Source organism: Novosphingobium sp. BL-S-34 (assembly GCF_056857015.1).
In genome coordinates this window covers 200,965-226,053 of the sequence record NZ_CM166472.1, presented here as the reverse complement: position 1 = coordinate 226,053, position 25,089 = coordinate 200,965, and the positions used below count along the sequence as shown (strand labels likewise).

The window sequence follows — 25,089 nt, the reverse complement described above, 5'->3', positions numbered from 1 at the left end:
GCCATAGCCTCCCCGGGCAATTTTTGCAAAGCCGGTTTAGACGATCAGGGTGATCGATTGCGCCTTCAACGCCCCGGCGCGGCGAAACAAGGTGTCGCAGGCAGGATTGCGCGCGTAACTTGCGAACAATCCTGCCCCGCGTTCAACCTGATCCTACTTTACGGCGACCGCGCCGACCGCCTTGCCTTCCGGCATGACCTCCAGCTGCCACGAATTGTTCTTGCCGAGATAGCGGGCGGCAAGCGCCTGCATCTGCTGCGGCGTCGTGGCGGTATAATCGTAGAGGATCGTGCGAACGGTGCCGATGCGCGAGGGATCGTAAGTCGCACCTTCCAGCTGGCCCATGAAGAACGAGGTGCTGGAGGCGGCGCGCGTCACCTGCTGACGCATCGGCTCGGTCACAAGCGCCAGTTCCTGCGCCGTCGGCGGATTGTTGATGAGATCCTGCGCGATCTCGTCCGCGGTCTGGAAGAACACCTTGGTCGACTTGGGGTCGAGCTGCGCCATGGCGGTGATCGAACCGCCGGCCGCCATGTCCACGGGCCACTGCGAATAGACGTAAGGCGCATAGGCCACGCCCAGCTTCTCACGCACTGCATCGAGCAGGCGGTTGGTGAAGAGCTGCGTCAGGATTTCAAGCTGACGCGATTCGCGGATGCCCATAGAGCCGCCGCCGGTCGGCCAGGAGATAACCGCCGCCGCCTGGTCGGGATCGCCATGGTGCTGCAGCACGATGGGGGTGTCCGAAGGCTTGGGCACGGTCACGTCCGCCAGGTTGGCGGTGGAAGGCGCCGGCGTGCGCGGCTTGAGCGCGCCGAAGGTCTTCTCCAGCGCGGCGATGGTGGAAGCCTTGTCGAAATCGCCATAGATCTGGACTTCGACCGGGCCGCTGGCCAGCGCCTTGCTCCAGACTTTCTTGAACCCGGCCGCCGTGGTCTTCTCGATCGCTTCGGGCTTCGGCGTTGCAAAGCGCGGATCCTGGCCGCGCTGGTAGAATTCCAGGTCGCGGTTCAGCACGCCCTGCGGCGAGGTGGAGTAAGTGGCATACTGGATCATCGCCGCGGCCTTGGCGCGGACCAGCGGCTGCGGATCCCAGCGTGGGAGATCGAGCTTGGCCGCGAAGAGGTAGAGCTGGTCCGCCAGGTCCTGCGGGCGCGTTTCCGCCTGGAACTGGAAGCTGGCGTCCTGCACTTCGAAGTCGAAGCCCATCTTGCGCCCGGTCGAAATACGGTCGAGATCTTCCTGGCCGAGCGTGGCTAGGCCCGAGCCGACGAGCGCGAACTCGCCCAGCGCGATATAGGGCGCGTCCTTCGGGTCGATCGAACGCTTGCCGCCGCCGAACCGCACTTTCACGGTGACGCGGCCGGGCTCTTCCTGAACCGGCCAGAGCAGCGCCTTCACGCCATTGGCAAAAGTCAGCTGCTCGATATCGAGCAGTCCCGTCGAGGTCTGGGCGGTCGCCTTGTGAGGCGCGCCGATGGCGGGCAGCTTCTCGAAGGACACCGGCTTTTCATTGCCGGCGGTGCGGATCGAGGCATCGGGCTTGATGGGCTGGAGCAAGGCGGAGCGGAGGGACTGGTCGGTAGCGCCGCCTTCCTTCTGCGTGGTGAACAGCGCCCGCGTCACCGTTCCGTTGAACAGCTGCTGCGTGTGCTTGAGCACGTCCGCTGGCGTGAACAAGTGCTTCGATTCGCGGAAGATGCGCAGCACGTCGTTCGGCGCGGCCACCGTTTCGCGGATGTCGAGCGCATTGACCATGTCGTCGGCCAGCTTCGAGCCCGGCAGGATGCGCTGCTGCTCGACCGGAACCTGGAATGCGACATCCAGTTCGGCCACTTCGCGGTCGATCTCGGCCTGCGTAGGCGGCTTGGTGGTGGCATCCGCGATCACGGCGCGCACATCGCGCAAGGCCGCCTCCCAGTCGTCGCCGAGCGGCGTCACCGACACGAAAGTGGCGTCGGCCGAGCGCGAGACATCGTCCTGGTTCACCGAAGCCGAGAGGAAGCTGCCACCGGCCCGCGCTTTCGATTCGAGACGGCGGTTGATTACGGCCTGGGCAATGGAATCGACCATAAGTCCCTGGTTATAGACGATATTATCCGTAACCTGACGCCACGGGCGCAAGATGGCATACATCAGCGAAGGCGGCAGGTCGGGCTCGACCAGCACTTTCGTCTCGCCGACGGGATTGCTGCGATCGGCATCCTTGGGCGCGACCGGATCGCCGAAGCTGGGCGCCTGGCTCAGCTTGCCATTGGCCTTCCAGTCCGCGAACCACTTCTTCACGTAGCTTTCCAGCGTGGCCGGATCGGCATCGCCCGCGACGATCACCGCCACGTTGTCAGGGCGATACCAGCGCGAATAGAAGGCGCGCACCGAGGTCGGCGTTGCCGAAGTCAGCGATTCCACCGTGCCGATCGGCTCGCGCACGGAGAGCGGCTGCCCGGCATAGAGCGTCTTCTGCATGGCATCCTGCACACGCTTGGCGGCGCCGCCCCGCTCGCGCATTTCGGCCAGCACGATCGGCAAGTCGGACTTGAGGTTGGAGGCCGACAGCGTCGGCGCCGTCACCATGCCGCTCATCAGCTTGAACGTCTCGTCCAGCGAAGTGGGCGTCGCGTTGGGCAGGTCGAGCTTGAACACGGTCTGCGTGGTCGAGGTCACGGCATTGGTATCGCTGCCGAAGGTCGCGCCCAGACGCTGGAAGGCGGCAATGGCCGTGCCTTCCGGAATGTACTTCGACTGGCGGAACAGCATGTGTTCCAGCAAGTGCGCATAGCCGCGCTCCGAATCGGTTTCGTAGAGCGAACCGGCATCGACACGGATGCGGATCGAAACCTGCCCCGGCGGCACGCCGTTACGGCGCACGGCATACTTGAGGCCGTTCGGCAGCTCACCGAAATGCCATTCGGGATCGCGCGGAATGTCGCTGCCGCGATAAAGCCACGGATTGCTGTCTCCGGGCAGCGTGTCTGCCGCCGGAGCCGGGGCGTTCGGCACTTGCGCCAGAACGGACTGAACCGGGAGGGGAGCCAGCAGGAGCAGGCAAGCGAGCGAGCGGGCGGCGCGCGAAGATTTCGTCATCGGGAGGGGTATAGGTTCCGGTTCGATTAAGGGCCAGTGAATAGCGCCGGTGATTAGGAAGCGCCGGTCGTCAGGGGATTCAAGCGTGTGAAGTCGCGGCTTAGAAAGAGGCAAATCGCAGCCTTGTTCCCGCGCCGCGCAAAGTCAATTGCGGCTTGTGGACTTGACCCTATCCGCGCAGCACCTAAATCGCGTGGATCATGTATATCGAAACCGAAGCCACGCCCAATCCCGCCACGCTCAAGTTCCTGCCCGGACGGCAGGTCATGGCGTCCGGCACCCGCGAATTCACTTCGCCCGAAGACGCGGAAGTCTCGCCGCTGGCGCAGGCGCTGTTCGACCTGGGCGACGTGACCGGCGTGTTCTTCGGCCAGGGCTTCGTTTCGGTGACCGCCGCGCCCGGCGCGGAGTGGTCCGACCTCAAGCCGCAGGTCGTCTCCATCCTGCTCGACCATTTCGTATCGGAAGCCCCACTGTTTTCCGGCGGCGATGCCAGCGGCTTCTCGGTACCGGCCGAAGAGGACGCCGACTATGGTGACGATCCGGCCGATGCCGACATCGTCGAGCAGATCAAGGACCTGATCGAAACCCGCGTCCGCCCCGCCGTGGCCAACGACGGGGGCGACATCGTCTATCGCGGGTACCGCGACGGCGTGGTCTACCTCGCCATGCAGGGCGCCTGCTCGGGCTGCCCCTCCTCCAGTGCGACGCTCAAGCACGGCATCGAAAGCCTGCTGAAGCATTACGTCCCCGAAGTCACCGAAGTCCGCGCCGCCTGATCCCGGGAACGACTGACCAGACATGACGGAAGCGACAGATGCGCCTTTCAGCGGCCCGACACTGGTGATCGATAGCGCGACCGAGGCCTGCTCGGTCGCGCTTTTCGATGGCGACAGGCTGGTGGCGGGCGAGTTTCGCATGCTGGGCCGCGGCCACGCCGAAGCCCTCGTACCGATGATCGCCGCCCTTCCCGATCGTGGCCGCGCGCCGCGCATCGTGGCGGCACTCGGCCCCGGCAGCTTCACCGGCGTGCGCGTGGGCCTGGCTGCGGCGCGCGCGCTCGCCCTGGCCTGGGGCTCCGAGATAGCCGGCTATTCGACGCTGGCCATGGTTGCCGCGATCGCGCGCGACCAGGCGGGCAACGTGCCCGTGGGCGTGGCCATGACCGGCGGACACGGAGAATGGTTCATCGAAGGCTTCGCGGGAGACGGCAACGTGGCCCGTCCGCTCGTGTCGCTCCGGCCCGAAGCTGCCGCAGCAAGCGCAATCGAAACCGTGATCGCCGGCACCCAGGCCGAAGCCCTCGTCACGGCGCGCGGAAGCGGCACGGCCCTGCCCGTCTGGCCCGATGCGCGCGCGTTCCCGCTGCTGCCGGCCGCGGCGCTGACATCCGACACCCGCCCTCTGTACGGCCGCGCACCCGATGCGCGCCTGCCGGGCGGCCTTCCCGCTCCCGGAAACTGAGGCGCCGATGATCGACGATCTCGACAGGATCATGGCCGTCATGGCGCAGGCTTTCGAACCCGCCTGGGGTGAAGCCTGGAACCGGCGCCAGGTCGAAGATGCCCTGGCCTTCGGGAATTGCCACTATTTCCTCATTTCTGCACAAGGAACGCCTGTCGCGGAAGACGAAGCGGCGGCGGGTTTTTCGCTTTCCCGTACCGGCTACGAGGAAGAGGAACTGCTGCTTCTGGCCGTGAACCCCGAATATCGGCGCCTAGGACTTGGACGCTCCATATTGGACTCGCTTCGACTTGCCGCAGCGACAAGAGGGGCTAAACGACTTTTACTTGAAATGAGAAAAGGAAACCCTGCGGAACTGCTCTATTCCGCTTTCGGTTTCTACCAGATCGGCGAACGCAGGGAGTACTACCGTACACCTAGTGGTGACAGAATCGACGCACTAACCTTTGCTTGCGACATTGGTTGCCCGCCTTCTGAATAAAGATGTCGATACCTAATGTTACAACTGTCACAATTAGGGACGACTTCTAATAGACCTTGAATTCCTGAACAAAATGGTTCAGAAGACAAGTGCAGGCCTTAAATGGCCGCCGATTCCAAAATGGTCGCAAAAAAGAGGTCGTAAAATAATGGAAACCATCCAGGCTGATGCCAACGAGACGTTGATCACGCTCACGTCGGACATCGTAGCTGCTCATGTCAGCAACAACAGTGTCGGCGTAGAGGATCTCCCCGCCCTCATCACCAATGTCTACGGCGCCCTCGCCGGACTTGGCGGTGCCCCCGTGGTCGAAGAAGAAAAGCCTGAACCCGCCGTTTCGGTGCGCGCTTCGGTCAAGCCCGACTACATCGTCTGCCTGGAAGACGGCAAGAAGCTCAAGATGCTGAAGCGTCACCTCATGACGCACTACAACATGACCCCGGAAGAGTATCGCGCGCGCTGGAACCTTCCCGCCGACTATCCGATGGTCGCCCCCAACTACGCCGAGAAGCGCCGCGAACTGGCGAAGAAGATCGGCCTGGGTCGCAAGCCCAACGCGCGTCGCGGCCGCAAGCCGAAGACCGTCGCCGCCTGATCGGCTGCGAACAGAACCGTCACGAGCATCGTCGATTTTCGTAATCGACGTTCTCCGGTTGTGATTGAAGGCACGGCCGCCTATCTAGGTTGCCGTGCCTTTTCATTGATACAGGTCAAACGTGCATCAACCTATCGACCTCGAAGCCCTCTGCGCAGAACGCGGCCTTCGGATTACCGAACAACGCCGCATCATCGCCCGTGTGCTGTCTGAGAGTACCGACCACCCCGACGTCGAGAAGCTCCATGAACGCGCCACCGCGCTGGATCCGGGCATCTCGATCGCAACGGTCTATCGTACCGTGCGCCTTTTCGAAGAAGCCGGCATCCTGGATCGCCATGACTTCGGCGACGGCCGCGCGCGCTACGAAGCCGCCCCCGAAGCGCATCACGACCACATGATCGACGTCGAATCCGGCCAGGTCATCGAATTCGTCGATCCCGAACTGGAATCGCTGCAGCGCCAGATTGCGGAAAAGCTCGGCTTCCGTCTCGTCGATCACCGCATGGAGCTTTTCGGCGTGCGGATCGGCCGCGAGGAAGGCGAAGCGCGCAAGTGAAGCCAGAGGCTTCGGCCAGGGCTTCCGAACCGATCAGGCGGATCGCGATCTGGGGCTGGCCCCTGATCGCGATCCGCCTTTTCGCTTTATTGGCGCTGCTGCTGGTCTGCGTTCCAGTCTATTATGCGGCATCGCCCTTCACGGCGCGCAATCCGGTGCCGCCGTTTTTCCTGCGTCTGGTGGGCACCATCTCCGGCCTGCGCGTGACCGTTCGGGGCCGCCGGCCAGCACCCGGCAGCTTCTTTCTGGCAAACCATGTCAGCTGGCTGGACATCCCCGCGCTCTCCGGCGCGAGCGGGACAGCCTTCATCGCCCATGACGGCCTCGCCGATTTCGGCCCGCTGCGCTGGCTCTGCACGCTCAACGACACCGTCTTCGTGGCGCGCAATCGCCGCAGCACCGTCGCTGCGCAAGTGGAGCAAATTCGCACGGCGCTGAAGGAAACCGGCGCGCTGACGATCTTTCCCGAAGGCACCACCTCCAACGGCACGGATCTGCTGCCGTTCAAATCGTCGCTGCTTTCCGCCATCGGCACGGAAGACGCGGGCCTGACCGTGCAGCCCGTCTGGCTCGATTACGGCAACGAAGCGGAAGAAATCGCATGGGTGGGCGACGAACCCGGCCTCGACAACGCCCTGCGCATTCTCGCACGCGTGCGGCCCGTTCGGGTGACGCTGCACTTCCTCCAACCCCTGGAGGGCGAGGAACGCCGGGATCGCAAGGCCATGGCGCGCAGCGCAGAGGCCGCGATCGAAACCGCCAGAAACGAGTTGGGCCAGGCCAGGCGCTGACCCTTAGGAAGAAGCTACGGCTCCTGCCGCATCAACCCCGGTCCCCATGATTGCGAGGGCGCCGGAGCGCCCTCGTCTCACACTTAACGCGTGGCGTTGTAGGCGAGCTGCGCCTCGTCGAGCTGGAAGCCCACGAGGACTTCGAAGCTCGACCGGGCAACGGCGGCCTTCACGGCCGGATCCGAAAGCGGATCGACGGCGGCATCGGCGTCGCCGGCCTTGCGCTTGCGGGTGATCTTCTCGCGTATGTCGGCCGGCAGCGTGGCGGCGGCGCGATCGATATAGGCCGAGCCGTTGGCGTGGAACTGCGCGCGATCCTGGCCGTCTGCGAAGTTCAGCGTGACATGGCCGACGCGCTTGGAAACGACGGCGGTGCCGCCCTGAAGCACCGAGACGAAGAACGGCAGCGTCACCTGGCGCGCGCCCTGCTTGTCGTTGCGGCGCGCAAGAACGTCGAACTCCACTTTCGCGAAGACCTTGTCAGTGCCCTGGTCGTTGCAGCTCGTCCGCACATTCGTCATCGCCGCTTCGAGGTCGATATTGTTGGCGGTGCGATCGTTCGCCGCGCGGAACAGCGTCATGTCGCCGGTATAGTCGGGAATACCCACGGCCGGACAGGCCGAACGCACGGCAGTGATGCCAACCCCCGAATCGACCACGATCTCTCCCTTCTTGGCGCAGCCGCTCAGCGCGGTCACCGCGGCGGCGGAGCAGAGAACAGTGGCAGTCAGGCGGCGTGCATTCATCGTGAGGTTCCTCGAAGACGTCGGCTTGCCCTAGCGGCGCAAGCGGCAAAGCGCTAGAGGCCCATTCATGAACGCGCCCTTTCCGTCTCCCAACCCGTCCCGCGCCGGCAAGCCCCTGCGCCTTCTGATCGCGGCCCCGCGCGGCTTCTGCGCCGGCGTCGATCGCGCCATCGAGATCGTGGAGCGCGCGCTCGATATCTACGGCGCCCCGGTCTACGTGCGGCACGAGATCGTGCACAACAAGTTCGTGGTCGACAGTCTCAAGGCCAAGGGCGCGGTCTTCGTGGAAAGCGTGGACCAGGTGCCAGACGGCGTACCCGTGATCTTCTCCGCCCACGGCGTGCCCAAGTCGGTGCCGGCCAAGGCCACGGCGCGTGGTCTCGAATGGCTGGACGCCACATGCCCGCTGGTCAGCAAAGTGCACCGCCAGGCGGAGCGCCAGATCGCGGACGGGCGCCACATCCTCTTCATCGGCCATGCCGGACATCCCGAGGTGATCGGCACCTTCGGGCAGGTCCCGGAAGGCAACATGACCCTGATCGAGACGGTCGGCGACGTGGCGACGGTGGACGTGCCGGAAGGCAGCGAACTCGCCTATCTTTCGCAGACCACGCTGTCGGTGGACGATACGGCCGCGATCATCGCCGCGATCGAGGCGCGCTTCCCGCAAGTCGTGGCGCCGAAGCAGGAAGACATCTGCTACGCCACGTCCAACCGCCAGGGCGCCGTCAAGCAGATCGCCCCGGACTGCGATCTGGTGCTGGTGATCGGCTCACCCAAAAGCTCCAACTCGATGCGCCTGGTCGAAGTGGCCGAGCGCGCCGGTTCGCGCGGCGTGATGATCCAGCGCGCGACCGACATCGAGCCGGAATGGCTGCAGGACATCGACACCCTCGGCCTGACCGCCGGTGCCTCGGCACCCGAGGAGCTGGTGAACGAGGTGGTCGCGCGCATCAAGGAAGTGCGCGAAGTCGAATCCGAAGAGCGTGTGACCGCCGAGGAAACCATCACGTTCAAGCTGCCGCGCCAGCTCGCCCGCTGAAGGAATCCAGTTCGTCATGGCAGTTTATACCCGACTCGGCGCGGAAGAGATGTCCGCGATCATCGAGACGTTCGGCGTCGGTACGCTCATTTCGGCCAAGGGCATCGCGGAAGGCGTGTCCAACAGCAACTGGCTGATCGAAACCCGGCAGGGCGAAGACGCGCGCCGCTTCATCCTCACCGTCTACGAAAGCCGGACGGATGTGGCCGACCTCCCCTTCTTCCTCGACCTGCTCGACCATCTGGCCGCGCGCGACTGCCCGGTGCCGCGCACCATGCATGACCGCGACGGGGCGAGCCACCGCTTCATTGGCGAAGGCGAAAACCGCAAGGCGCTGGCGCTGATCGAGTTCCTGCCCGGGGTTTCGGTTTCCGAGCCTTCGGCGGCGCAGGTTCGCGCGGTCGGTTCGGCCCTGGCGCAGATCCACCTTGCCGCCGCCGACTTCGGACATGGCCGTGTCAACGCGCTGGACCTGCCCGCCTGGCAGCAACTGCTGGGCGACTGCGGCCGCGAAGGGCTGGAATCGATCGACCCCGCGCTCGGCGCCCTGGTCGAACGCGAACTGGCCGAGCTGGCCGGAAAATGGCCGTCGGACCTGCCCAGCGGCGTGATCCATGCCGATCTGTTCACGGACAACGTGCTGATGCTGGGCAGCCAGGTCACCGGCCTGATCGACTTCTACTTCGCCTGCACCGACATCCTGGCCTACGACGTCGCCGTCACCCATTCGGCCTGGTGCTTCAGCAACGACGGCACGCAGTTCGATGCCGAACTCTCGCGCGCGCTGATCGAGGGTTACGAAGCCGTGCGACCGCTTTCCGAGGCCGAGCGCACCGCCCTGCCGCTGTTGGCGCGCGGCGCGGCCATCCGCTTCCTGGCGACCCGCGCTTATGACTGGCTGAACACGCCGGAAGACGCGCTCGTCACCCCCAAGGACCCGATGGCCTTTGCCCGGCGCCTCGAATTCTATGCCGATCCGGCCAATTCTGGCATCTTCGGCGCATGAAACAGGTTCAGATCTTCACCGACGGCGCCTGCAAGGGCAATCCGGGGCCGGGCGGCTGGGGCGTGCTTCTGCGCATGGGCGTCCACGAGAAGGAGATGTCGGGCGGCGAGCCGGACACCACGAACAACCGCATGGAGATGACGGCCGTGATCAAGGGCCTCAACGCCCTTACCGAGCCTTGCGAGATCACGCTCCAGACCGACAGCAAGTACGTGATCGACGGGATCACCAAGTGGGTTCACGGCTGGAAGAAGAAGGGCTGGATCAATGCCAGCAAGCAGCCGGTGCGCAATGCCGATCTCTGGCATGACCTGATCGAGGCGGTTGCACGTCACAAGGTCCACTGGGAATGGGTGCGCGGCCATTCCGGCCATGCCGAGAACGAGCGCGTGGACAAGCTGGCCAGCGACGCGGCGGTGGCGGCAGGCAAATAGGGAGGCGCGACCTGCCTGCTTCCGAACCGCCCCGGTTTCCGCCGCTCCCCGTCCTTCGCGAACGCCTTCGCGAGGAAGCCCGTGCCCTGGTGACGCCCGGCCCGCGCATGGCCGACGAATGGGCCTGCGTCGCCTCGGTCATGCTGGCGATCCTGATCGCTCACCTGATCGGCGCGCAGATGGTCGCCTGGGCAGCCTTCACCGCCTTCGTCCTGCTCAAGAGCGAGACCGCCGAGACTTTACTGCGCGGCGTGCTTCGCATCGTCGGCACGGCCATCGGCTCGCTGCTGGCCCTGGCGATCGTGCCTTATGCCGCTCACGCCCTTCCGCTCGCCATGGCCAGCGCGGCGCTGGTGGGTGCCGTGGGCCTCTACGGCATGATCACGGCGCGGCGCGCTTATGCCTGGCTGCTGTTCGGCCTGACCTTCGAGATGATCCTGCTCGACAAGCTGGAGCATCCCGACCTCGACACCATACATTTCGCGCAGACCCGCCTGCTGGAAGTGATCGCCGGCACCCTGGCCTGCGTGATCGTCAGCCTATCGGCGGCGACCCTGACGGGAAGGAAGTGGCTAGCCGGACGCAAGCCCGCGCCGGACCGGATGAAATGGCACCCTCACGCCGCACGCCACGCGGCGCAGGCCGGTATCGCCATCGCCGTGCTCCCCGTGCTGCACGCGGTGTTCCAGTTGCCGCAGATGGCGCAGGCCGCCGTCACCGTCATGGCCGTGATGATCGTGCCGGTCAGCGGCATCGGCGCGAGCGGCTTCGTGCCCGTGACGCGCCGCCTGTTCCAGCGCACGCTCGGCTGCCTTGCGGGCGGCGGCCTGTCGCTGGCGATCCTGCTGGTCGCGCAGGGCAATACCGCGGTGCTCGTGGCGGGCACCTGCCTCGGCATCGTCATCGGGCGCCATATCGAAAACGGCCTGCCGAACGTGACCTATCTGGGGCTCCAGTTCACGCTCGCCGTGCTGGTGGTGCTGGTGCCGGACTCTTATGCCGACGCGCAGATCATGCCCGCCGTGCACCGCCTCGTCAGCATCTTCGTGGGCATGGCCGTGCTGGAACCGGTGCTGCTGGCATGGCACTTCGTCGCGCCCGGCCGCAAGGCATCGGCACGGGTCGGCGATGCGGAAAACAACGAGTGATGCCCGCCGGAACGAAGCCTGCGGCGGGCGCCCTGGCCTAGCGTCCGAACCGATCCGGCGCGAAGGGGGCGGGATCCACTTCGCCCCCCGTCGTCCGGCCCAGCAGGAGCCCGGCGCCCAGTTCCGCCGCGGCCGGGGCGGTCTGGATGCCGAAGCCGCCCTGCCCCGCAAACCAGAAGAAGGCCGGATCTGCCGGATCGAAACCGTAGACCGGCAGCCGGTCCGGGGCGAAGGAGCGCAGCCCGGCCCAGCGGTGCTCGACGCGGCGAACCGGGCGATCGACCACTTGCTCGAACCTGTCCACCGCAAGCGCCACGTCGATTTCCTCCGGCGCAGCATCGCAGGGCGCGCTGGGCGTCTCGTCATGCGGGCTCAACCAGAGGCGGCCGTTTTCGGGCTTGAAATAGAACTGGCCGGCCACGTCGAGGACCAGTGGCAGCGTGTCCGGCGCGGCCGGCTCGATCGCCACCTGGGCAATGGTGCGCCGATAAGGCGCGATGCCGAGCGGCCGGGCGCCCGCCCGGCTCGCCACCGTATCCGCCCAGGCGCCCGCAGCGTTGACCAGCACGTCGCAGCCAAGGCGGCGGCCATCGGCAAGGGTGAGTGACCAGCCTTGCGGCCCACGTTCGGCGGCAGCGAGCCCGGCGCGGCTCCACAAGGCGACGCCCGCCTTGCGCGCTTCGACCAGGTAGTGCTGGTGGAGCGCGGCGACGTCTATGTCGCAAGTGCTCGGCTCCAGCACGCCGCACGTCCATTCGGGACGGAGATCGGGGATGCGCGCGGCGACCTCGGGAGCTTTCAGAATGGAAACGTCGATGCCGACGGCACTGTAAGTCTCGGCGAAAGCGGCGATGTCGCGCACCTGCCCGGTTCGGCCGATGGTCAGCGCGCCCCGCGGAGTCAGCACGCCCAGCCGCTGCAGTTCCGGTCCCGATGCCGTCGTCAGCGGCTTGACGCGCGGGCCGCCATAGCTCTCGGTCCAGAACGCGGCCGAACGGCCGGTGGCGTGATAGCCGGGGCGCTCCTCGGCCTCGATCACCAGAACCCGCGCATGGTCCGCCAGTCTGGCGGCCAGCGAGGCACCGGCCATGCCGGCGCCCACTATGACGATATCGAACCTCGCATCCATAAGGGTTTCAGCCCCTAACGCGCGCAGTCCGGTTCAGGAAGTCCCGTATGGCCGCGAGTGCCCGATCGCGTGCCGGATCGGCTTCGCGCAGGATTTCGTGGCGCGCCTCGTAGCCGAAAGCCAGGAGTTCCGCCTGCGGCAGACGGCGGGAAGCACGCCGGATCGCCGGCCAGGAGACCAGCCCGTCATACCGGGTGGCCAACAGCAGCACCGGCAGGTCGACCGCTTCCAGCACCCCCCGCGCCTCAAGCAGGCGAATCGAGGCGAGCGCCCGCTCGATCCAGCCCCAGCTTGCCGGTCCCATGGCGATGCCGGGCCGGCGCTGGCGCCACCAGTCCTCATCGGAATAGCGACCCTTGTCATGCGTGAGCAGATGCGATCGGGCCTGCGGCAGGAGTTCCGGTTTCTCGCTGTGCTTCCAGGCAGGGCGCCGCGAATCGCCGAGCCCGGCGATCCCACGCGCCACCGCGTGAAGCAGCCCGGCAGGCAGCCAGGCGGGGTGAATGCCCAGCATCGGCGCCGAGAGCACCAGGCTATCGGGCCGGACTTTGCCTTGCGCCACGGCGCGAAGGGCAAGATGCCCGCCCATCGAATGACCGATCAGCACATGCGGCCCCGGCTTGTCCGCCGCCCAGCCGCGCCAGAAAGCGGCGAGATCCTCGATCCACACATCGAAGTCGGGGACATGGCCGGTCGCGGCGTCGAAGCCGAAGCGTCCGCTCAGCGCCTGGCCGCGCCAGTCGATCGAGCTGACTTCCCAGCCTTCCAGATGCCACTGCTCAAGCGTCTCCAGCCACTTTTCATAGCTGTCACCGCGTCCCGGCAGGAACAGGATCGATCCGCGCGCCTGCGGCAGACCCGCAGCATGGGCGGGCCAGTCGATCCGGCGCAGCGGCTCCGGTCCGCTCGGCCCGGTCCAGAAGCTCTCGACGACGCCTTCGGGTATCGCCCGCCGCGCCTTCGCCGCCAGCCGCGCGATCTCGGCGGGGGACGGCATGCCTTCGCCGGGCACAGGCTCGCTCTCGGTTGCCTGAATGGTCACGATTTTGCAGTCATGGGGCTAAGCTCGGCCTCGATACTGTGGTTACTGTTTGGTAAGCGATGTCCGATAGATCGTGCCCCGGGCCAAGGGGGAACTCACGAATGCCGGGCGGAGCCTTTTCGTATGCATTGCTGCTGGCATTGGCAATCGCCCTGCTTGTCGCAGCCTTCACCGATCTCAAGCGCCGGGAGATCGACAATACGCTCAATCTCGCGATTGCCTTGGCCGCGCCGTTCTGGTGGTGGTCGATCGGGCTGGGCTGGGCCGACATGGCCTGGCAGCTTGGCCTGGCGCTGATCACTTTTGTCGTCGCATGCCTGCTGTTTGCACTGCGCCAGATGGGCGGCGGCGACGTCAAGCTGCTGACCGCGCTGGCGCTGTGGTTTGCGCCTGCCGGTTTCGGCCAGGTCATCGTCCTCATGGCCATGATCGGCGGCGGAGCCTCGATCGCCATGGCCGCCTTCAACATGGAACGGCGGCCCGGCGAGGCGATGCGCGACGCGCTCGGCTGGATCGTCGCCCTGGGCTGGGTCTTCGCTGCGGGCGCGGTGGTTCTTGCGCTGGCCATGCACCGCCCGGTGATCTCACCCGACCAGCTCGGCGCCGTGCACGCTGCCATTCCCCAGGCGTGGCTGCTGGCACTCATCGCGCTGGCCGTGGTCGCGCTGTTCCTGTTCGGCTTCCGCCACATCATGCGCCGCCAGAAGTCGCGCCTGCCCATTCCCTACGGCGTGGCCATCTCGGCGGCGGCGCTCTGGGTGATGGGCGAGCAGGTGCTTTCCAGCGCGCTTGTTCGATGAACTCGATTTTAACCATTTTACGCGATTCTACTGACACTTGCCCAGTCACGAACGCAGTGACTTCGGGCGCAGGGGTTTCGCACAGGGCGTTTCTGACGCCGCATTTCGGCCTTCGGGGCGGCGCCTGCCGCTCCAGGGCTTTCAGGGGGTCGCTTAGACATGGATAGGAAGAAGCTGGTGCTGCTGGTTGCCGCGCTGCTGATAGCAGTGGTGACGGCAATGGGCGCCCGCTCGATGTTCGCCGGTTCGGCAGCGCCCCAGGCGCAGGCCGTGGCGACCGCCCAGCCGACCGGACCCAAGGTCCTCGTCGCCCAGCGCGCCCTGCCCGTGGGCACGATCATCACCGCCGACGCCGTCTCCTATCAGGACTGGCCGAAGGAGCTGGTGAAGGATGCCTACTTCATCGACGGTCAGGCCGACATGCAGAAGCTGCTCGGCACCGTGGTCCGCTTCCAGATCACCGCCGGACAGCCGGTAACCCAGGGCGCCCTCGTCGCGCCGGGCGACCGCGGCTTCCTGGCCGCCGCCCTCGGGCCGGGCATGCGCGCGGTGACCATTCCCGTCTCCGCCAAGACCGGCGTCGGCGGCTTCGTCTTCCCCGGCGACCACGTTGACCTCGTGCTCACCCAGCAGGTCACCGGCAACGACGGCGGTCAGGCCCTGCGCGCATCGGAAACGATCCTGCGCAACTTGCGCGTACTCGCCACCGACCAGGCCACCGACAACGAAGTGGTGGACGGCAAGACGGTGGTCCACGCCTTCAGCACGGTCACGCTCGAAGTGACGCCGCGCATTGCCGAAAAGGTGGCCGTGGCGCAGGAAATCGGCACGCTCAGCCTCTCGCTGCGCGCCATCGCCGACAACCAGGGCGAATTCGAGCGCATCCTCGCCAGCGGCGACGTCAAGGTGCCGGAAGGCGCCACCCGCGAACAGGAGGAGCAGCTCATGCGCAATGCCATGAACCGCCCCATCGAAGGCACCTCTACTTATATGACCGGCGGTGACGTCTCGCGCTTCCAGCGCTCCAGCCGCCCGGCCACCGGCCCCGAAGTGGCGGCCCGCACCGTTCCGGTCGTCGGCGCCCCCCAGACCGCTTCCGCAGCGCCCGTTCGTACCGGCCCCGTCGTGCGCGTCACGCGCGGCAAGGACACGACCGAAGAACCCGTCGGCAGCCACTGATGACCCGCCCGCAGAACGCATTCTCCGCAAAGCGCATCCATCCGACGAAGGGTCTCACGATGCAACCGCGCCTTCTCAAGTCCCTGCTGATCGCGGCCTGCGCGCTGGCGCCGATCGCGGCCGCCGCGCCCGCCTGCGCGCAGTCGATCGTCCATCCCGCGCAGGACCTCTCGCTGTCGATCGGCAACGGCCAGCTCATCAACGTGCCTGGCGCCATGGCCGACGTCTTCGTTGCCAATGACGCGGTGGCCGACGTGCAGGTCAAGTCCGCGCGCCAGCTCTACGTCTTCGGCAAGGCCGGCGGCACCACCACGGTCTATGCCAGCAACGCGGCAGGCGCCGTGATCTGGTCTGCCACCATCCGCGTCGGTTCGAACCTCGACAGCGTGGACGCCATGCTGCGCCTGGCCATGCCGGAAGCGAAGATCGGCGTCTCGACGATGGGTTCCAGCACTTTCCTGCTGACCGGCACCGTCAAGACCCCGGAAGACGCCGCGGAAGCAGAGCGCCTCGTCCAGGCCTATGTCGGCAAGGATGCCAATGTCATCAGCCGCCTGCGCATGGCGACCCCGCTGCAGGTCAACCTCCAGGTCCGCATCGCGGAAGTGAGCCGCTCGCTGGTCAAGTCTCTGGCCGTGAACATGGCCACCATCGACGGCACCGGCGGCTTCAAGTTCGGCATCGGGCAGGGAACCGTCAACGAATTCCATCCCGGCCGCGCCATGGGTGTCGGCGGAGACGTCTCCATCACCTTGCCCGATGGAACGACGGTTCCCGGCAGCAGCGTGACCACCAACACGGCCGGCAGCACGCTGGCTGCGGCAGGCAAGCTGTTCGGCGTGAACATCCTCGGTTCGCTCGACGCCGGCGAGACCATCGGCCTCGTCACCACCCTCGCCCAGCCGAACCTGACCGCGCTGTCGGGCGAAACGGCTGAATTCCTGGCGGGCGGCGAATATCCGATCCCCATCAGCCAGGCGCTCGGCACCACGTCGATCGAATACAAGAAATACGGCGTCAGCCTTAGCTATTCGCCGGTCGTCCTCGCCAATGGCCGCATCTCGATGCGCGTCCGCCCGGAAGTCTCCGAACTGTCGAGTCAGGGCGCCGTCAATTTCAATGGCTACGAGGTTCCCGCCCTCACCGTGCGGCGTACCGAGACCACCGTGGAACTCGGCTCCGGCCAGAGCTTCATGATCGCCGGCCTGCTGAGCAACAATTCCTCCAATACCATCCAGAAGCTGCCGGGCGCCGGCGACCTGCCGATCCTGGGTTCGCTGTTCCGCTCCACCAGCTACAAGCGCGGCGAGACCGAACTGGTGATCGTGGTGACGCCCTACCTCGTCAATCCGGTCGACGCCTCCCAGATCGCGCTGCCGACCGACGGCTTCAACGCCCCGAACGACTTGCAGCGCCTGCTCGGCAACATGGAAAACGACGGCACCAGCGGCAAGAAGCGCTCGGAAGCCGTGAGCGGCGCCGCTGCCGCCCCGGGAGCGAGCGATGCCTCCACCGCGCCCGCCACGTCCGGCAAGCGCTCGGCCGCCGATACCGCCGTTCGCCCCGGCTTCAGCCTGAACTGAGAAAGATGAACCCGATGTCCAACCAGATCGCGCGTCGTCCCGGCCTCGGCCGTCTCGCTGCCGGCTCGCTCGTCCTCTCGTTCGGCCTCCTCCTTACCGGTTGCGGCGGCATGCCCACCAACCGTTCGATGAACAGCGTGCATCAGCCCGTGATCGAGCGCGTCAACTACACGCTGGACGTGCGCACCGACGGCTCGGGCCTCGGGTCCGGGGAGCAGGGACGGCTGGCCGGCTGGTTCGAGGCCATGGGCCTCAAATACGGCGACCGCATCTTCGTGGACGATCCCTCGGGCAATCCCGGCGTCCGCAGCGCCGTGGAAGCCGTGGCCGGACGCTATGGCCTGATCCTCACCGAGGGCGCGCCGGTCACTGAAGGCTATGTCGATGCCGGCAATGCGCGGATCGTCGTCGCCCGCACCAAGGCTTCGGTGCCGGGTTGCCCGGACTGGTCCGCCCATAACGACTTCAATCCCAACAACGGCCTCACCAGCAACTACGGCTGCGCCACCAATGCCAATATCGCGGCCATGGTCGCCAATCCCGAAGACCTGGTGCACGGCGCCCAGTCGACCGGCGAAACCACCGTCATGAGCGCGTCCAAGGCGATCGAGGCTTATCGCAGCGCCACTCCCACGGGCGGCAACACCGTCGCCGCCACCTCCAGCAAGGCGAACTGAGCCATGAACGCACCCTGGAAATCCGGCGGCCCCGGCGGCCGCGACCAGTTCGCCGCCTATATGTGCGACGAGGCATCGCTCGACGTGCTGCGCCCCATTGCGCTCGAAATGGGCTGGCAGCCGGAGAAGTGCAACAAGGGCGGCCTGCGCAACGCGGTCCAGTCGCTGTCGATCACCGCAAGCCCGAACATCCTCCTGGTGGACCTGTCGGAAAGCGGCGACCCGCTGAACGACATCAATGCTCTGGCCGAAGTCTGCGAGCCCGGCACCGTCGTCATCGCGGTGGGCCAGGTGAACGACGTGCGCCTCTACCGCGACCTGCTGGCCAGCGGCATTCAGGACTATCTGCTCAAGCCCCTCTCCCCCGGCACCGTGCGCGATACGCTGGCGCAGGCGCAGGCCGTGTTCTCGGCCCCGCGCGGCCATGAGCCCGGCGCGGCCAAGTCCCACCTTTCCACGGCCGTGATCGGCACGCGCGGCGGTGTCGGTGCCTCCACCTTGGCGACATCGCTTGCCTGGCTGTTCAGCGCGGACGAAAAGCTGCCGACCGCCCTGCTCGATCTCGACATCCATTTCGGCACCGGCGCGCTCTGCCTCGACCTTGAGCCCGGCCGCGGCCTGACCGACGCGATCGAGAACCCCAGCCGCATCGACGGCCTGTTCATCGAACGCGCGATGATCCGCGCCAACGACAACCTGGCGATCCTCTCGGCCGAAGCCCCCATCGGCACGCCGCTGATGACCGACGGCGCGGCCTTCGTGCAGCTTGAGGAAGAATTCCGCCAGGCCTTCGAGATGACGGTCATCGATCTGCCGCGCAACATGCTGATCAACTTCCCGCAGCTTCTGGCCAATGTGAACGTGGTCGTGCTGGTCGTGGAACTGACGCTGGCCTCGGCCCGCGATACGATCCGCATGCTCTCCTGGCTCAAGGCCCATGCCCCGCATGCCCGCGTGCTCGTGGTCGCCAACAAGATCCAGCCCAGCCTGGCCGAGATCACCAAGGCCGATTTCGAAGCCTCGATCGAAACCCCGGTGCAGATTGCCATCCCCTACGACCTCAAGGCCGCATCGATGGCCGCGAAGCTGGGCCAGACATTCGCCGACACCAACCGCACCAACCGGGCCGGTGCCGCAATCCGCGACCTGTCGCGCCTGATCCTCGAAGAGACCGGAGAGGCCCGCTCGGCACCGGGTGGTCCTGCCGCCAAGCCTTCGCTGCTCGGCAAGCTCGACCTCAAGGCTTTCATGGGCAAGGCCGCGGCGAAGAAGGAAACGGCCCCCCGCTGAGGGGCCACGTAAGGGGCGAAAAGCAGCCATGAACATGATGCAGTTGCTGCTGCTGGCGATCGGCCTGACGAGCGCGGTGGCGCTTGTCTGGGTCGCCTTCTCCGGCCCTTCGCCAGCCAAGGAATCGACGCGCCGGCTGAAGTCGGTGCGCTACCGCCATTCGCAGAGCACGACCGACCGCGTCGAGGCGCAGATGCGCAAGGCCGTGGCTGCGCGCCGCCCGAAAATGCACAAGACCGCGGGTTCGGGCTCGCGGATCGACGCCCTGGCCCTGCGCCTGCACCGCTCGGGCGTGAGCTGGTCGCTGAACCAGTACCTCTACGTTTCCGGCGGCGTCGGCCTCTTCGTCACGCTGCTGGTACTGCTCAAGACCAAGGCGCTCATCCTGGCGCTGGCCTTCGGGCTGTTCATGGGCGCGGGCATTCCGCATTTCGTGCTCAACAAGCTCATCTCGCGGCGCACCAACGCGTTCAACGCCAAGTTCCCCGATGCCATCGAACTGCTTGTACGCGGCCTGCGCTCGGGCCTGCCGGTCACCGAGACGCTCGGCGTCGTCGCCAAGGAAGTGCCCGGCCCGGTGGGCGAGGAGTTCAAGCTCGTCACCGAACGCATCAAGATCGGCAAGACCATGGAGGATGCCCTCCAGGACACTTCCGACCGTCTCGACATCCCGGAATTCGCCTTCTTCTGCATCACGCTGGCCATCCAGCGCGAGACCGGCGGCAACCTGGCCGAAACCCTGGCGAACTTGTCCGACGTGCTGCGCAAGCGCTCGCAGATGAAGCTCAAGATCCGCGCCATGAGCTCGGAATCCAAGGCCTCGGCCTATATCGTGGGCTCCCTGCCCTTCATCGTCTTCGGCATGATCTGGTGGATCAACCCCGGCTACATCGGCAAGTTCTTCACGGACGACCGCCTGATCGTGGCGGGCATGGGAGGCGCGGTCTGGATGGGCATCGGCGCCTTCATCATGGCCAAGATGGTCAGTTTCGAGATCTGAGCGAAAGATAGACGGTCCGATGCCAAACCAACCTGCCGGTCCCACCCTTCTCGGTTTCGACGTCATCATGGTCGGCACGCTGCTCGCGGCCGTCGCGGCGGCGGCCGTGCTGCTGGCGATCTATGCCGCGGTCACCGTGCGCGATCCCATGGCCAAGCGCGTCAAGGCGCTCAACCAGCGCCGCGAAGCGCTCAAGGCCGGGATCGCCACCGCCCCGCGCAAGCGCCAGAGCGTCGTGCGCAGGAACGAGACGACCGATCGCATGGGCGCCTTCCTCGGCAAGCTGAAGATGCTGCAGGACAGCCAGCTTCGCACCATCGAGCAGAAGCTGGCCCAGGCCGGCATCCGCAACAAGGAATGGGCGGTCGCGGTGGTCTTCGCGCGCCTCGTCGCGCCAATCCTGATGGGCGGCACCGCTGCTCTGGTGATCTACGGGATCGACTACTTCCCGCAATGGAGCAGCTTCAAGAAGTTCATGGGCTTCGCGGGGATGCTGATCGCCGGCTACAAGGGGCCGGATATTTTCATCAAGAACATGGTCACCAAGCGCACTGACGCCATCCGCAAGGGCCTTCCGGACGCGCTCGACCTGCTGGTGATCTGTGCCGAGGCCGGCCTGACGGTCGACGCAGCGTTCGACCGTGTCGCCCGCGAACTCGGCCGCGCCTATCCCGAACTGGGCGAGGAATTCTCGCTCGCCTCGATCGAACTGTCGTTCCTCACCGAACGCCGGCAGGCATTCGAAAACCTTGCCTACCGCGTCAATCTCGACGCCATGCGCGGCGTCGTCACCACCATGATCCAGACCGAGCGCTACGGCACGCCGCTGGCTTCGGCCTTGCGCGTCCTATCCGCCGAATTCCGCAACGAACGGATGATGCGCGCCGAGGAAAAGGCAGCCCGACTGCCCGCGATCATGACCGTGCCGCTGATCCTGTTCATCCTGCCGACGCTGTTCATCGTCATTCTCGGCCCAGCCGCCTGCTCGATCGCCGATGCCTTCTCGGGCGGCGAGCCCCACGCGCCGAAGTAGAGCTAGCGGCGCTGCGACGGGCGGCGGGGGACATAGACGACCACGCCGTCCGGCCCGCGATAGACCCGCTGCCAGCGCCGCGACCGGGCGAGTTCCCCCGCCAGCGGCGCATTGTGCTCCTCCTGGATGAGGAACGCGGCCGGATGCCACTTGGCGATCACGTCGACGAGGGGAACGTAGCCGTTCTCGATCCCGCCGTTGTACTGCCACTCCTCGCGCGCGTAGCGATAGTAGCGACCGTCATAAGCGACGTGCCAGGCCGGCCAGCCCGCGTCGATGACAGGGCCGCCATAAGGGAAATCGGCGTAGATGGTGCCGTGTACGTCAAGCGTCTTCAGATAAGCGATGGCGCCGAGCGGCAGAGTAGGCGCAAAGCGCGTCGGTGCCACGATCGGCGTGATCGCCGCCACGAACAGCACGGCGGCTGCGGCCAGACCCCGCGGCGCGGCGCGTTGGGTGCTCCCGCACTCTTCGCTCCCTGTCACGGCCCGCGTCATGGCCCGCGCGATCACCGGAACGAGCGCAAGGGCCCAGAACAGCACGAAGCGATAGGCAGTCGCCGTCAGGATGAAGAGAGCCAGCGCCAGCAACAGTTCGCGCAGCTCATGGCGCTCCTGCTGGCGCAGGACAAGGAACAGGGCAACGATGGCCACGGCCAGGACCGGCACGGCGTTGGTCCAGTTGCCCTCGATCCAGAGCGGGCGCCATTCGCTGGCGCCGATCGCAAGGCTCATCTCGGCATTCTTCGCCGAAATGGCCAGGATCGAGACGCCGTCAGGCGTGGCGAAGACCGCGCCGATCGCGGCCAGGCTCAGGATCGCCGGGCCGATTGGCAAGGGACGGCTGCGGTCGCGCAGCCAGGCAAGGAGGCCAAGGGCCGTCTGGATGCCCAATGCGAGCGCGCCGACGCTGACCGAGGGATGCAGGTTCTGCCAGAGCAGGAGCAAGGGCACGCCCAGCGCGATGGCCGGGAGCGGTCGCAATTCGAGGCGCTGCAGCGCCAGGAGCAGACCGAAACAGAGCGAGGCGTAGCTCTGCGGCCGAATGCTGGCCGTCTCGACTGCAGCGATGAACGGCAGCACGAGCGCGGCGGCGACCGCCAGCCTGGAGGCGCCCCGCAGGCGGCAGGCAGCCGCGACCGCCCAGAACCCGCCGAGCCAGCATAGCGAATCGTAGATCCGCAGCCCGTCCCAGCCGCCGATGGCGCGAACGAAGGCCATGCTGGCCTGCGCCAGCCAGCCGATGGCCGGCAGAGGCTCGCCCAGATGCAGCGCGGCGAAGGGCTCGCGCGAGATCGGGCCGCCATGGGCAAGGATGATCTCGCCCAGCTTGAGCTGCCAGAAAATGTCGACATCCCAGACCCGGCGGAGCAGCAGCACGGCGAGCATTGCCGCCGGCACGAGCGCCGCGGCCCAATGCGCCCAGGACACTTGCGCTGTCGTCCTGGCTTCGGCCGTGGGGGCCGCGGCGGCGACCGGCCGTCCTTCGCTCGTCTCGATCCGTCCGCTCACCTTGTCCCCCGGCTCATGCCCCGCGCATGCCCATCACCTGCATGGCACGCGCTTTCCTTCACCGCAGCGCGAGAGGCTGTTCAAGCCCCCTGCGCTGCGGAAGCGGGGATAATCGGGTTCGGACGGCTATCCCGAACGTTGGCACCGGACAAGGCCGCGCTCAGCGTGGCCGAAATGCCCGGCTCAGTAGCCCATCAGGCTGAGCACTTCCTTGCGGCTGCGTTCGTCGTCGAGGAAAGTCCCCATCATGCGGCTGGTGATCATGCTGACGCCCGGCGTACGCACGCCGCGCGCGGTCATGCAGGCATGGCTGGCCTCGATCACCACCGCCACGCCCTGCGGCTGGAGATGGTCCCAGATGCACTGCGCCACTTCGGCGGTCAGTCGCTCCTGGATCTGGAGGCGGCGCGCGAAACCGTGCAGCACGCGGGCCAGCTTGGAAATGCCCACGACGTGGTCCTTGGGCAGATAGGCGATCGCCGCCTTGCCGATGATCGGCGCCATGTGGTGTTCGCAGTGCGACTGGAAGGGAATGTCCTTCAGCAGCACCACTTCGTCATAGCCGCCCACTTCCTCGAACACGCGGCTGAGGTGGATCGCCGGATCCTCGCCATAGCCCTGGCAATATTCCTTCCAGGCGCGGGCCACGCGCTTGGGCGTATCGATCAGCCCTTCGCGCGCGGGATCGTCTCCGGCCCACTCGATCAGCGTGCGGATGGCCTGCTGCACATGGTCGGGGACGGCCGGCTTGCCCAGCGGGTTGTCCTCGTCGGGACCGTCAAGGCTGCTCATCCCTTCTTACTCCTTCGCAATCTGTCCATGAGGCGCAGCCGCATGAGCTGCCCCTTGCGGCGGAAGAGACCGCGCCGCTCGATCGGCTCGAACATCTCTCCGGGTCGTTCCGGGTCGAGCAGAGCACTTTCACCCAGCGCTCTTTCAGCTTCGGAGAGATGTTTCAAGGGCAAGGGTTCCAGATGTTTGCCCGTGGGCACAAGGCTTTCGACCGCCGCCAGCATCGAGCCATGGCGATCCAGCGCCTCGGCGATGGTCTCTTCGGTCACGCCGCAATGCTCGGCGAGCAGGCGATGGCGCAAACCCGCGATCGCCGGCGAGACATGGGCGTTGGCAGGCCGCGCCGCATCGATGAAGACATCGCATTCGGAATCGAGCCCCATCGAACGGTTGTTCATGTTCGCCGAACCCACCCGCAGCACTTCGTCATCGATGATCATGAGCTTGGCATGGACATAGATCGGCGTGCCGTCCGCGGCGACCGGATAGTAGATGCGGAAGCGACCGGCACGGTCCGCCTCGCCCAGCGTCCGCACCAGTTCGACGCGCGCGGTATCCATCGCCACCTGCTCCAGCCAGCCGTCCGCCGTCAGCGGATTGACGATCAGGAACTCCGGCGGATCGTCTTCCAGCAGCCGTTCGCAGATCGCCTCGGCTATCGCGCGCGAGGCGAAATACTGAGTTTCGGCATAGACGAAGCGGCGGGCGCGGCGGATCTGCTCCACGAACAGGGCCTCGATCTCGCTGACCTGGGGGCACTCGCCATATTCGGCGCGGGTCCGGGCAATGCCGACTTCCACATTCTCGAATTCGGCGCGGAGCTTGTCAGGCCAGGGGCTGAAGTCCTGCGGCACGCAAGGCGCGATCTCCGCACCGCCCGCAACCTTCCAGCGCTCGCGCCCCAATTCGCCCAGCGCGGCGGCCACTTCGCCCTCCATCACCATCGTCACGTCGTGCCAGGGGCCATAGAGCCCTCCGGTCGGGCGGCGGCGCCGAGGGTCCTTGGGCAGATGGTCCGGGGTGTCCCAGCGATCGGAAGTCATGTCGATACCGCCGCACGCCGCGAAGACATCGTCCACCACCACGATTTTCTGATGGTGGCTGCAGCCGATCGGATGCGCACCGTCGAACTTGAAATCGATTCGCGCCTGCAGCGCCCAGCGGATCAGGTCGAAGACCATCGTCCCGCGAAAGAGCGACTTCACGAGCGAGATGTTCCACTTGAGCAGCAGGATCTCCAGCCGGGGGTTCGACTTGACCAGCCAGATGATGAAGGAACCGAGCCGCGCGGGAAATTTCTGGCGCCGCCCGCGTTGCCACCAGCGGCGGCCCGAGGCGAGCAGGATCCGCGAATCGAAATCCCAGCCGATCAGGAAGATGCGTTGCCGGGCTTCTTCCATCACGCCGCGCATCAGTTCGAAATAGTCGGCCGCGTCGATCACCACATAGGCGCGCTTCGCCATGGCGTAGCGCCAGACCGATGGCGAAGCCGCTGGGTCCTGGCCTCCCCCGTTAGCCGAGTTTTGTATCATCACTTACCTTGCTGGATCAGCCGTCGCCCGCGATCAAGGGTTGAGATCGAGGGATGTTCCGAAGGGCATTTGTCCGACATGTGACACGACCCGCCGCCCCTGAAACCTGCGAATGGCCGATTTCCGCCACTTCACCGTAAAAAAGAGCCGCTTTGACGGTTGATCCGGCAC

General features: G+C 66.2%; 24 protein-coding genes. 17 read left to right on the top strand and 7 right to left on the bottom strand.

The genetic code is table 11. The features are described 5' to 3' along the window. Positions 1-153: 153 nt before the first annotated feature. The gene (locus tag AC1VV3_RS01040) at positions 154-3,084 is read right to left on the bottom strand and encodes a M16 family metallopeptidase (protein WP_482961933.1); all 2,931 of its coding nucleotides are present in this window, start codon (positions 3,082-3,084) and stop codon (positions 154-156) included. 200 nt (positions 3,085-3,284) lie between these two features. On the opposite strand from AC1VV3_RS01040, the gene AC1VV3_RS01035 reads away from it, so the two are divergent. The 6 genes from AC1VV3_RS01035 to AC1VV3_RS01010 all read left to right on the top strand — a co-directional run bounded on the left by AC1VV3_RS01035 (position 3,285) and on the right by AC1VV3_RS01010 (position 6,974). After that, positions 3,285-3,863 carry a NifU family protein gene (locus tag AC1VV3_RS01035; protein WP_132262293.1) on the top strand — a complete coding sequence of 193 codons (579 nt, stop codon included), beginning with the start codon at positions 3,285-3,287 and terminating at the stop codon, positions 3,861-3,863. Positions 3,864-3,885: 22 nt separating this feature from the next. Further along, positions 3,886-4,548, top strand: coding sequence for a tRNA (adenosine(37)-N6)-threonylcarbamoyltransferase complex dimerization subunit type 1 TsaB (gene tsaB / locus AC1VV3_RS01030; protein ID WP_431566522.1), 663 nt, complete (start codon positions 3,886-3,888; stop codon positions 4,546-4,548). Between the two features lie 7 nt (positions 4,549-4,555). Next, positions 4,556-5,029 (top strand): GNAT family N-acetyltransferase, encoded by a 474-nt coding sequence (locus AC1VV3_RS01025; RefSeq protein ID WP_431566521.1) that lies wholly within the window; start codon positions 4,556-4,558, stop codon positions 5,027-5,029. 148 nt (positions 5,030-5,177) lie between these two features. Beyond that, positions 5,178-5,624: a Ros/MucR family transcriptional regulator gene (locus AC1VV3_RS01020; RefSeq protein WP_132262288.1), complete on the top strand. Its 447-nt coding sequence runs from the start codon at positions 5,178-5,180 to the stop codon at positions 5,622-5,624. A 121-nt stretch (positions 5,625-5,745) separates the two neighbouring features. Then, the gene (locus AC1VV3_RS01015) at positions 5,746-6,183 is read left to right on the top strand and encodes a Fur family transcriptional regulator (RefSeq protein WP_132262286.1); all 438 of its coding nucleotides are present in this window, start codon (positions 5,746-5,748) and stop codon (positions 6,181-6,183) included. Further along, positions 6,180-6,974, top strand: a complete 795-nt coding sequence (locus AC1VV3_RS01010; protein WP_465128071.1) for a lysophospholipid acyltransferase family protein — start codon at positions 6,180-6,182, stop codon at positions 6,972-6,974. Before AC1VV3_RS01015 ends, AC1VV3_RS01010 begins: the two co-directional genes overlap by 4 nt. An 83-nt stretch (positions 6,975-7,057) precedes the next feature. On the opposite strand, the gene AC1VV3_RS01005 is transcribed toward AC1VV3_RS01010, so the two are convergent. Then, on the bottom strand, positions 7,058-7,720 hold the full coding sequence (locus tag AC1VV3_RS01005) for a hypothetical protein (RefSeq protein WP_132262283.1): 663 nt from the start codon (positions 7,718-7,720) through the stop codon (positions 7,058-7,060). Between the two features lie 67 nt (positions 7,721-7,787). Between AC1VV3_RS01005 and ispH the strand changes: the two genes are divergently transcribed. The 4 genes from ispH to AC1VV3_RS00985 all read left to right on the top strand — a co-directional run bounded on the left by ispH (position 7,788) and on the right by AC1VV3_RS00985 (position 11,350). Beyond that, the gene (gene ispH / locus AC1VV3_RS01000; RefSeq protein ID WP_431568019.1) at positions 7,788-8,762 is read left to right on the top strand and encodes a 4-hydroxy-3-methylbut-2-enyl diphosphate reductase; all 975 of its coding nucleotides are present in this window, start codon (positions 7,788-7,790) and stop codon (positions 8,760-8,762) included. 16 nt (positions 8,763-8,778) lie between these two features. After that, complete coding sequence (thrB, locus tag AC1VV3_RS00995; protein WP_431568018.1) at positions 8,779-9,768, top strand: homoserine kinase; 990 nt, start codon at positions 8,779-8,781, stop codon at positions 9,766-9,768. Further along, positions 9,765-10,202: a ribonuclease HI gene (gene rnhA, locus AC1VV3_RS00990; protein WP_132262277.1), complete on the top strand. Its 438-nt coding sequence runs from the start codon at positions 9,765-9,767 to the stop codon at positions 10,200-10,202. The genes thrB and rnhA overlap by 4 nt, the downstream gene beginning before the upstream one ends. A gap of 89 nt (positions 10,203-10,291) precedes the next feature. Further along, positions 10,292-11,350: an FUSC family protein gene (locus AC1VV3_RS00985; protein ID WP_431568017.1), complete on the top strand. Its 1,059-nt coding sequence runs from the start codon at positions 10,292-10,294 to the stop codon at positions 11,348-11,350. A gap of 37 nt (positions 11,351-11,387) precedes the next feature. Here the strand turns inward: AC1VV3_RS00985 and AC1VV3_RS00980 are convergent, their stop codons facing one another. Together AC1VV3_RS00980 and AC1VV3_RS00975 are read right to left on the bottom strand one after the other, a co-directional pair. Then, entirely contained in the window at positions 11,388-12,479 is a 1,092-nt protein-coding gene (locus tag AC1VV3_RS00980) for an NAD(P)/FAD-dependent oxidoreductase (protein WP_431568016.1), read from the bottom strand. 7 nt (positions 12,480-12,486) lie between these two features. Beyond that, the gene (locus AC1VV3_RS00975) at positions 12,487-13,476 is read right to left on the bottom strand and encodes an alpha/beta fold hydrolase (RefSeq protein ID WP_431568022.1); all 990 of its coding nucleotides are present in this window, start codon (positions 13,474-13,476) and stop codon (positions 12,487-12,489) included. Positions 13,477-13,622: 146 nt separating this feature from the next. Here AC1VV3_RS00975 and AC1VV3_RS00970 point away from each other — a divergent pair, with 146 nt between their 5' ends. From AC1VV3_RS00970 to AC1VV3_RS00940, 7 genes are all read left to right on the top strand, one after another. Further along, complete coding sequence (locus AC1VV3_RS00970; protein WP_465128070.1) at positions 13,623-14,321, top strand: A24 family peptidase; 699 nt, start codon at positions 13,623-13,625, stop codon at positions 14,319-14,321. Between the two features lie 159 nt (positions 14,322-14,480). After that, positions 14,481-15,500, top strand: coding sequence for a Flp pilus assembly protein CpaB (gene cpaB / locus AC1VV3_RS00965; RefSeq protein WP_314468177.1), 1,020 nt, complete (start codon positions 14,481-14,483; stop codon positions 15,498-15,500). 59 nt (positions 15,501-15,559) lie between these two features. Then, a complete protein-coding gene (locus AC1VV3_RS00960) occupies positions 15,560-17,083 on the top strand; it encodes a type II and III secretion system protein family protein (protein WP_431568014.1) in 1,524 nt (507 codons plus the stop codon). A 14-nt stretch (positions 17,084-17,097) separates the two neighbouring features. After that, positions 17,098-17,760, top strand: a complete 663-nt coding sequence (locus AC1VV3_RS00955; protein ID WP_431568013.1) for a CpaD family pilus assembly protein — start codon at positions 17,098-17,100, stop codon at positions 17,758-17,760. 3 nt (positions 17,761-17,763) lie between these two features. After that, the gene (locus AC1VV3_RS00950) at positions 17,764-19,050 is read left to right on the top strand and encodes a pilus assembly protein CpaE (RefSeq protein WP_132262263.1); all 1,287 of its coding nucleotides are present in this window, start codon (positions 17,764-17,766) and stop codon (positions 19,048-19,050) included. Between the two features lie 28 nt (positions 19,051-19,078). Beyond that, positions 19,079-20,050 (top strand): type II secretion system F family protein, encoded by a 972-nt coding sequence (locus tag AC1VV3_RS00945; RefSeq protein WP_134092722.1) that lies wholly within the window; start codon positions 19,079-19,081, stop codon positions 20,048-20,050. A 19-nt stretch (positions 20,051-20,069) separates the two neighbouring features. Then, complete coding sequence (locus AC1VV3_RS00940; protein ID WP_132262259.1) at positions 20,070-21,083, top strand: type II secretion system F family protein; 1,014 nt, start codon at positions 20,070-20,072, stop codon at positions 21,081-21,083. 2 nt (positions 21,084-21,085) lie between these two features. Here the strand turns inward: AC1VV3_RS00940 and AC1VV3_RS00935 are convergent, their stop codons facing one another. The 3 genes from AC1VV3_RS00935 to AC1VV3_RS00925 all read right to left on the bottom strand — a co-directional run bounded on the left by AC1VV3_RS00935 (position 21,086) and on the right by AC1VV3_RS00925 (position 24,918). Beyond that, entirely contained in the window at positions 21,086-22,594 is a 1,509-nt protein-coding gene (locus AC1VV3_RS00935) for a hypothetical protein (protein ID WP_431568012.1), read from the bottom strand. 183 nt (positions 22,595-22,777) lie between these two features. Beyond that, complete coding sequence (gene folE, locus AC1VV3_RS00930; protein ID WP_132262257.1) at positions 22,778-23,386, bottom strand: GTP cyclohydrolase I FolE; 609 nt, start codon at positions 23,384-23,386, stop codon at positions 22,778-22,780. Beyond that, positions 23,383-24,918 (bottom strand): phospholipase D-like domain-containing protein, encoded by a 1,536-nt coding sequence (locus tag AC1VV3_RS00925; RefSeq protein WP_431568011.1) that lies wholly within the window; start codon positions 24,916-24,918, stop codon positions 23,383-23,385. The genes folE and AC1VV3_RS00925 overlap by 4 nt, the downstream gene beginning before the upstream one ends. Positions 24,919-25,089: the final 171 nt, after the last annotated feature.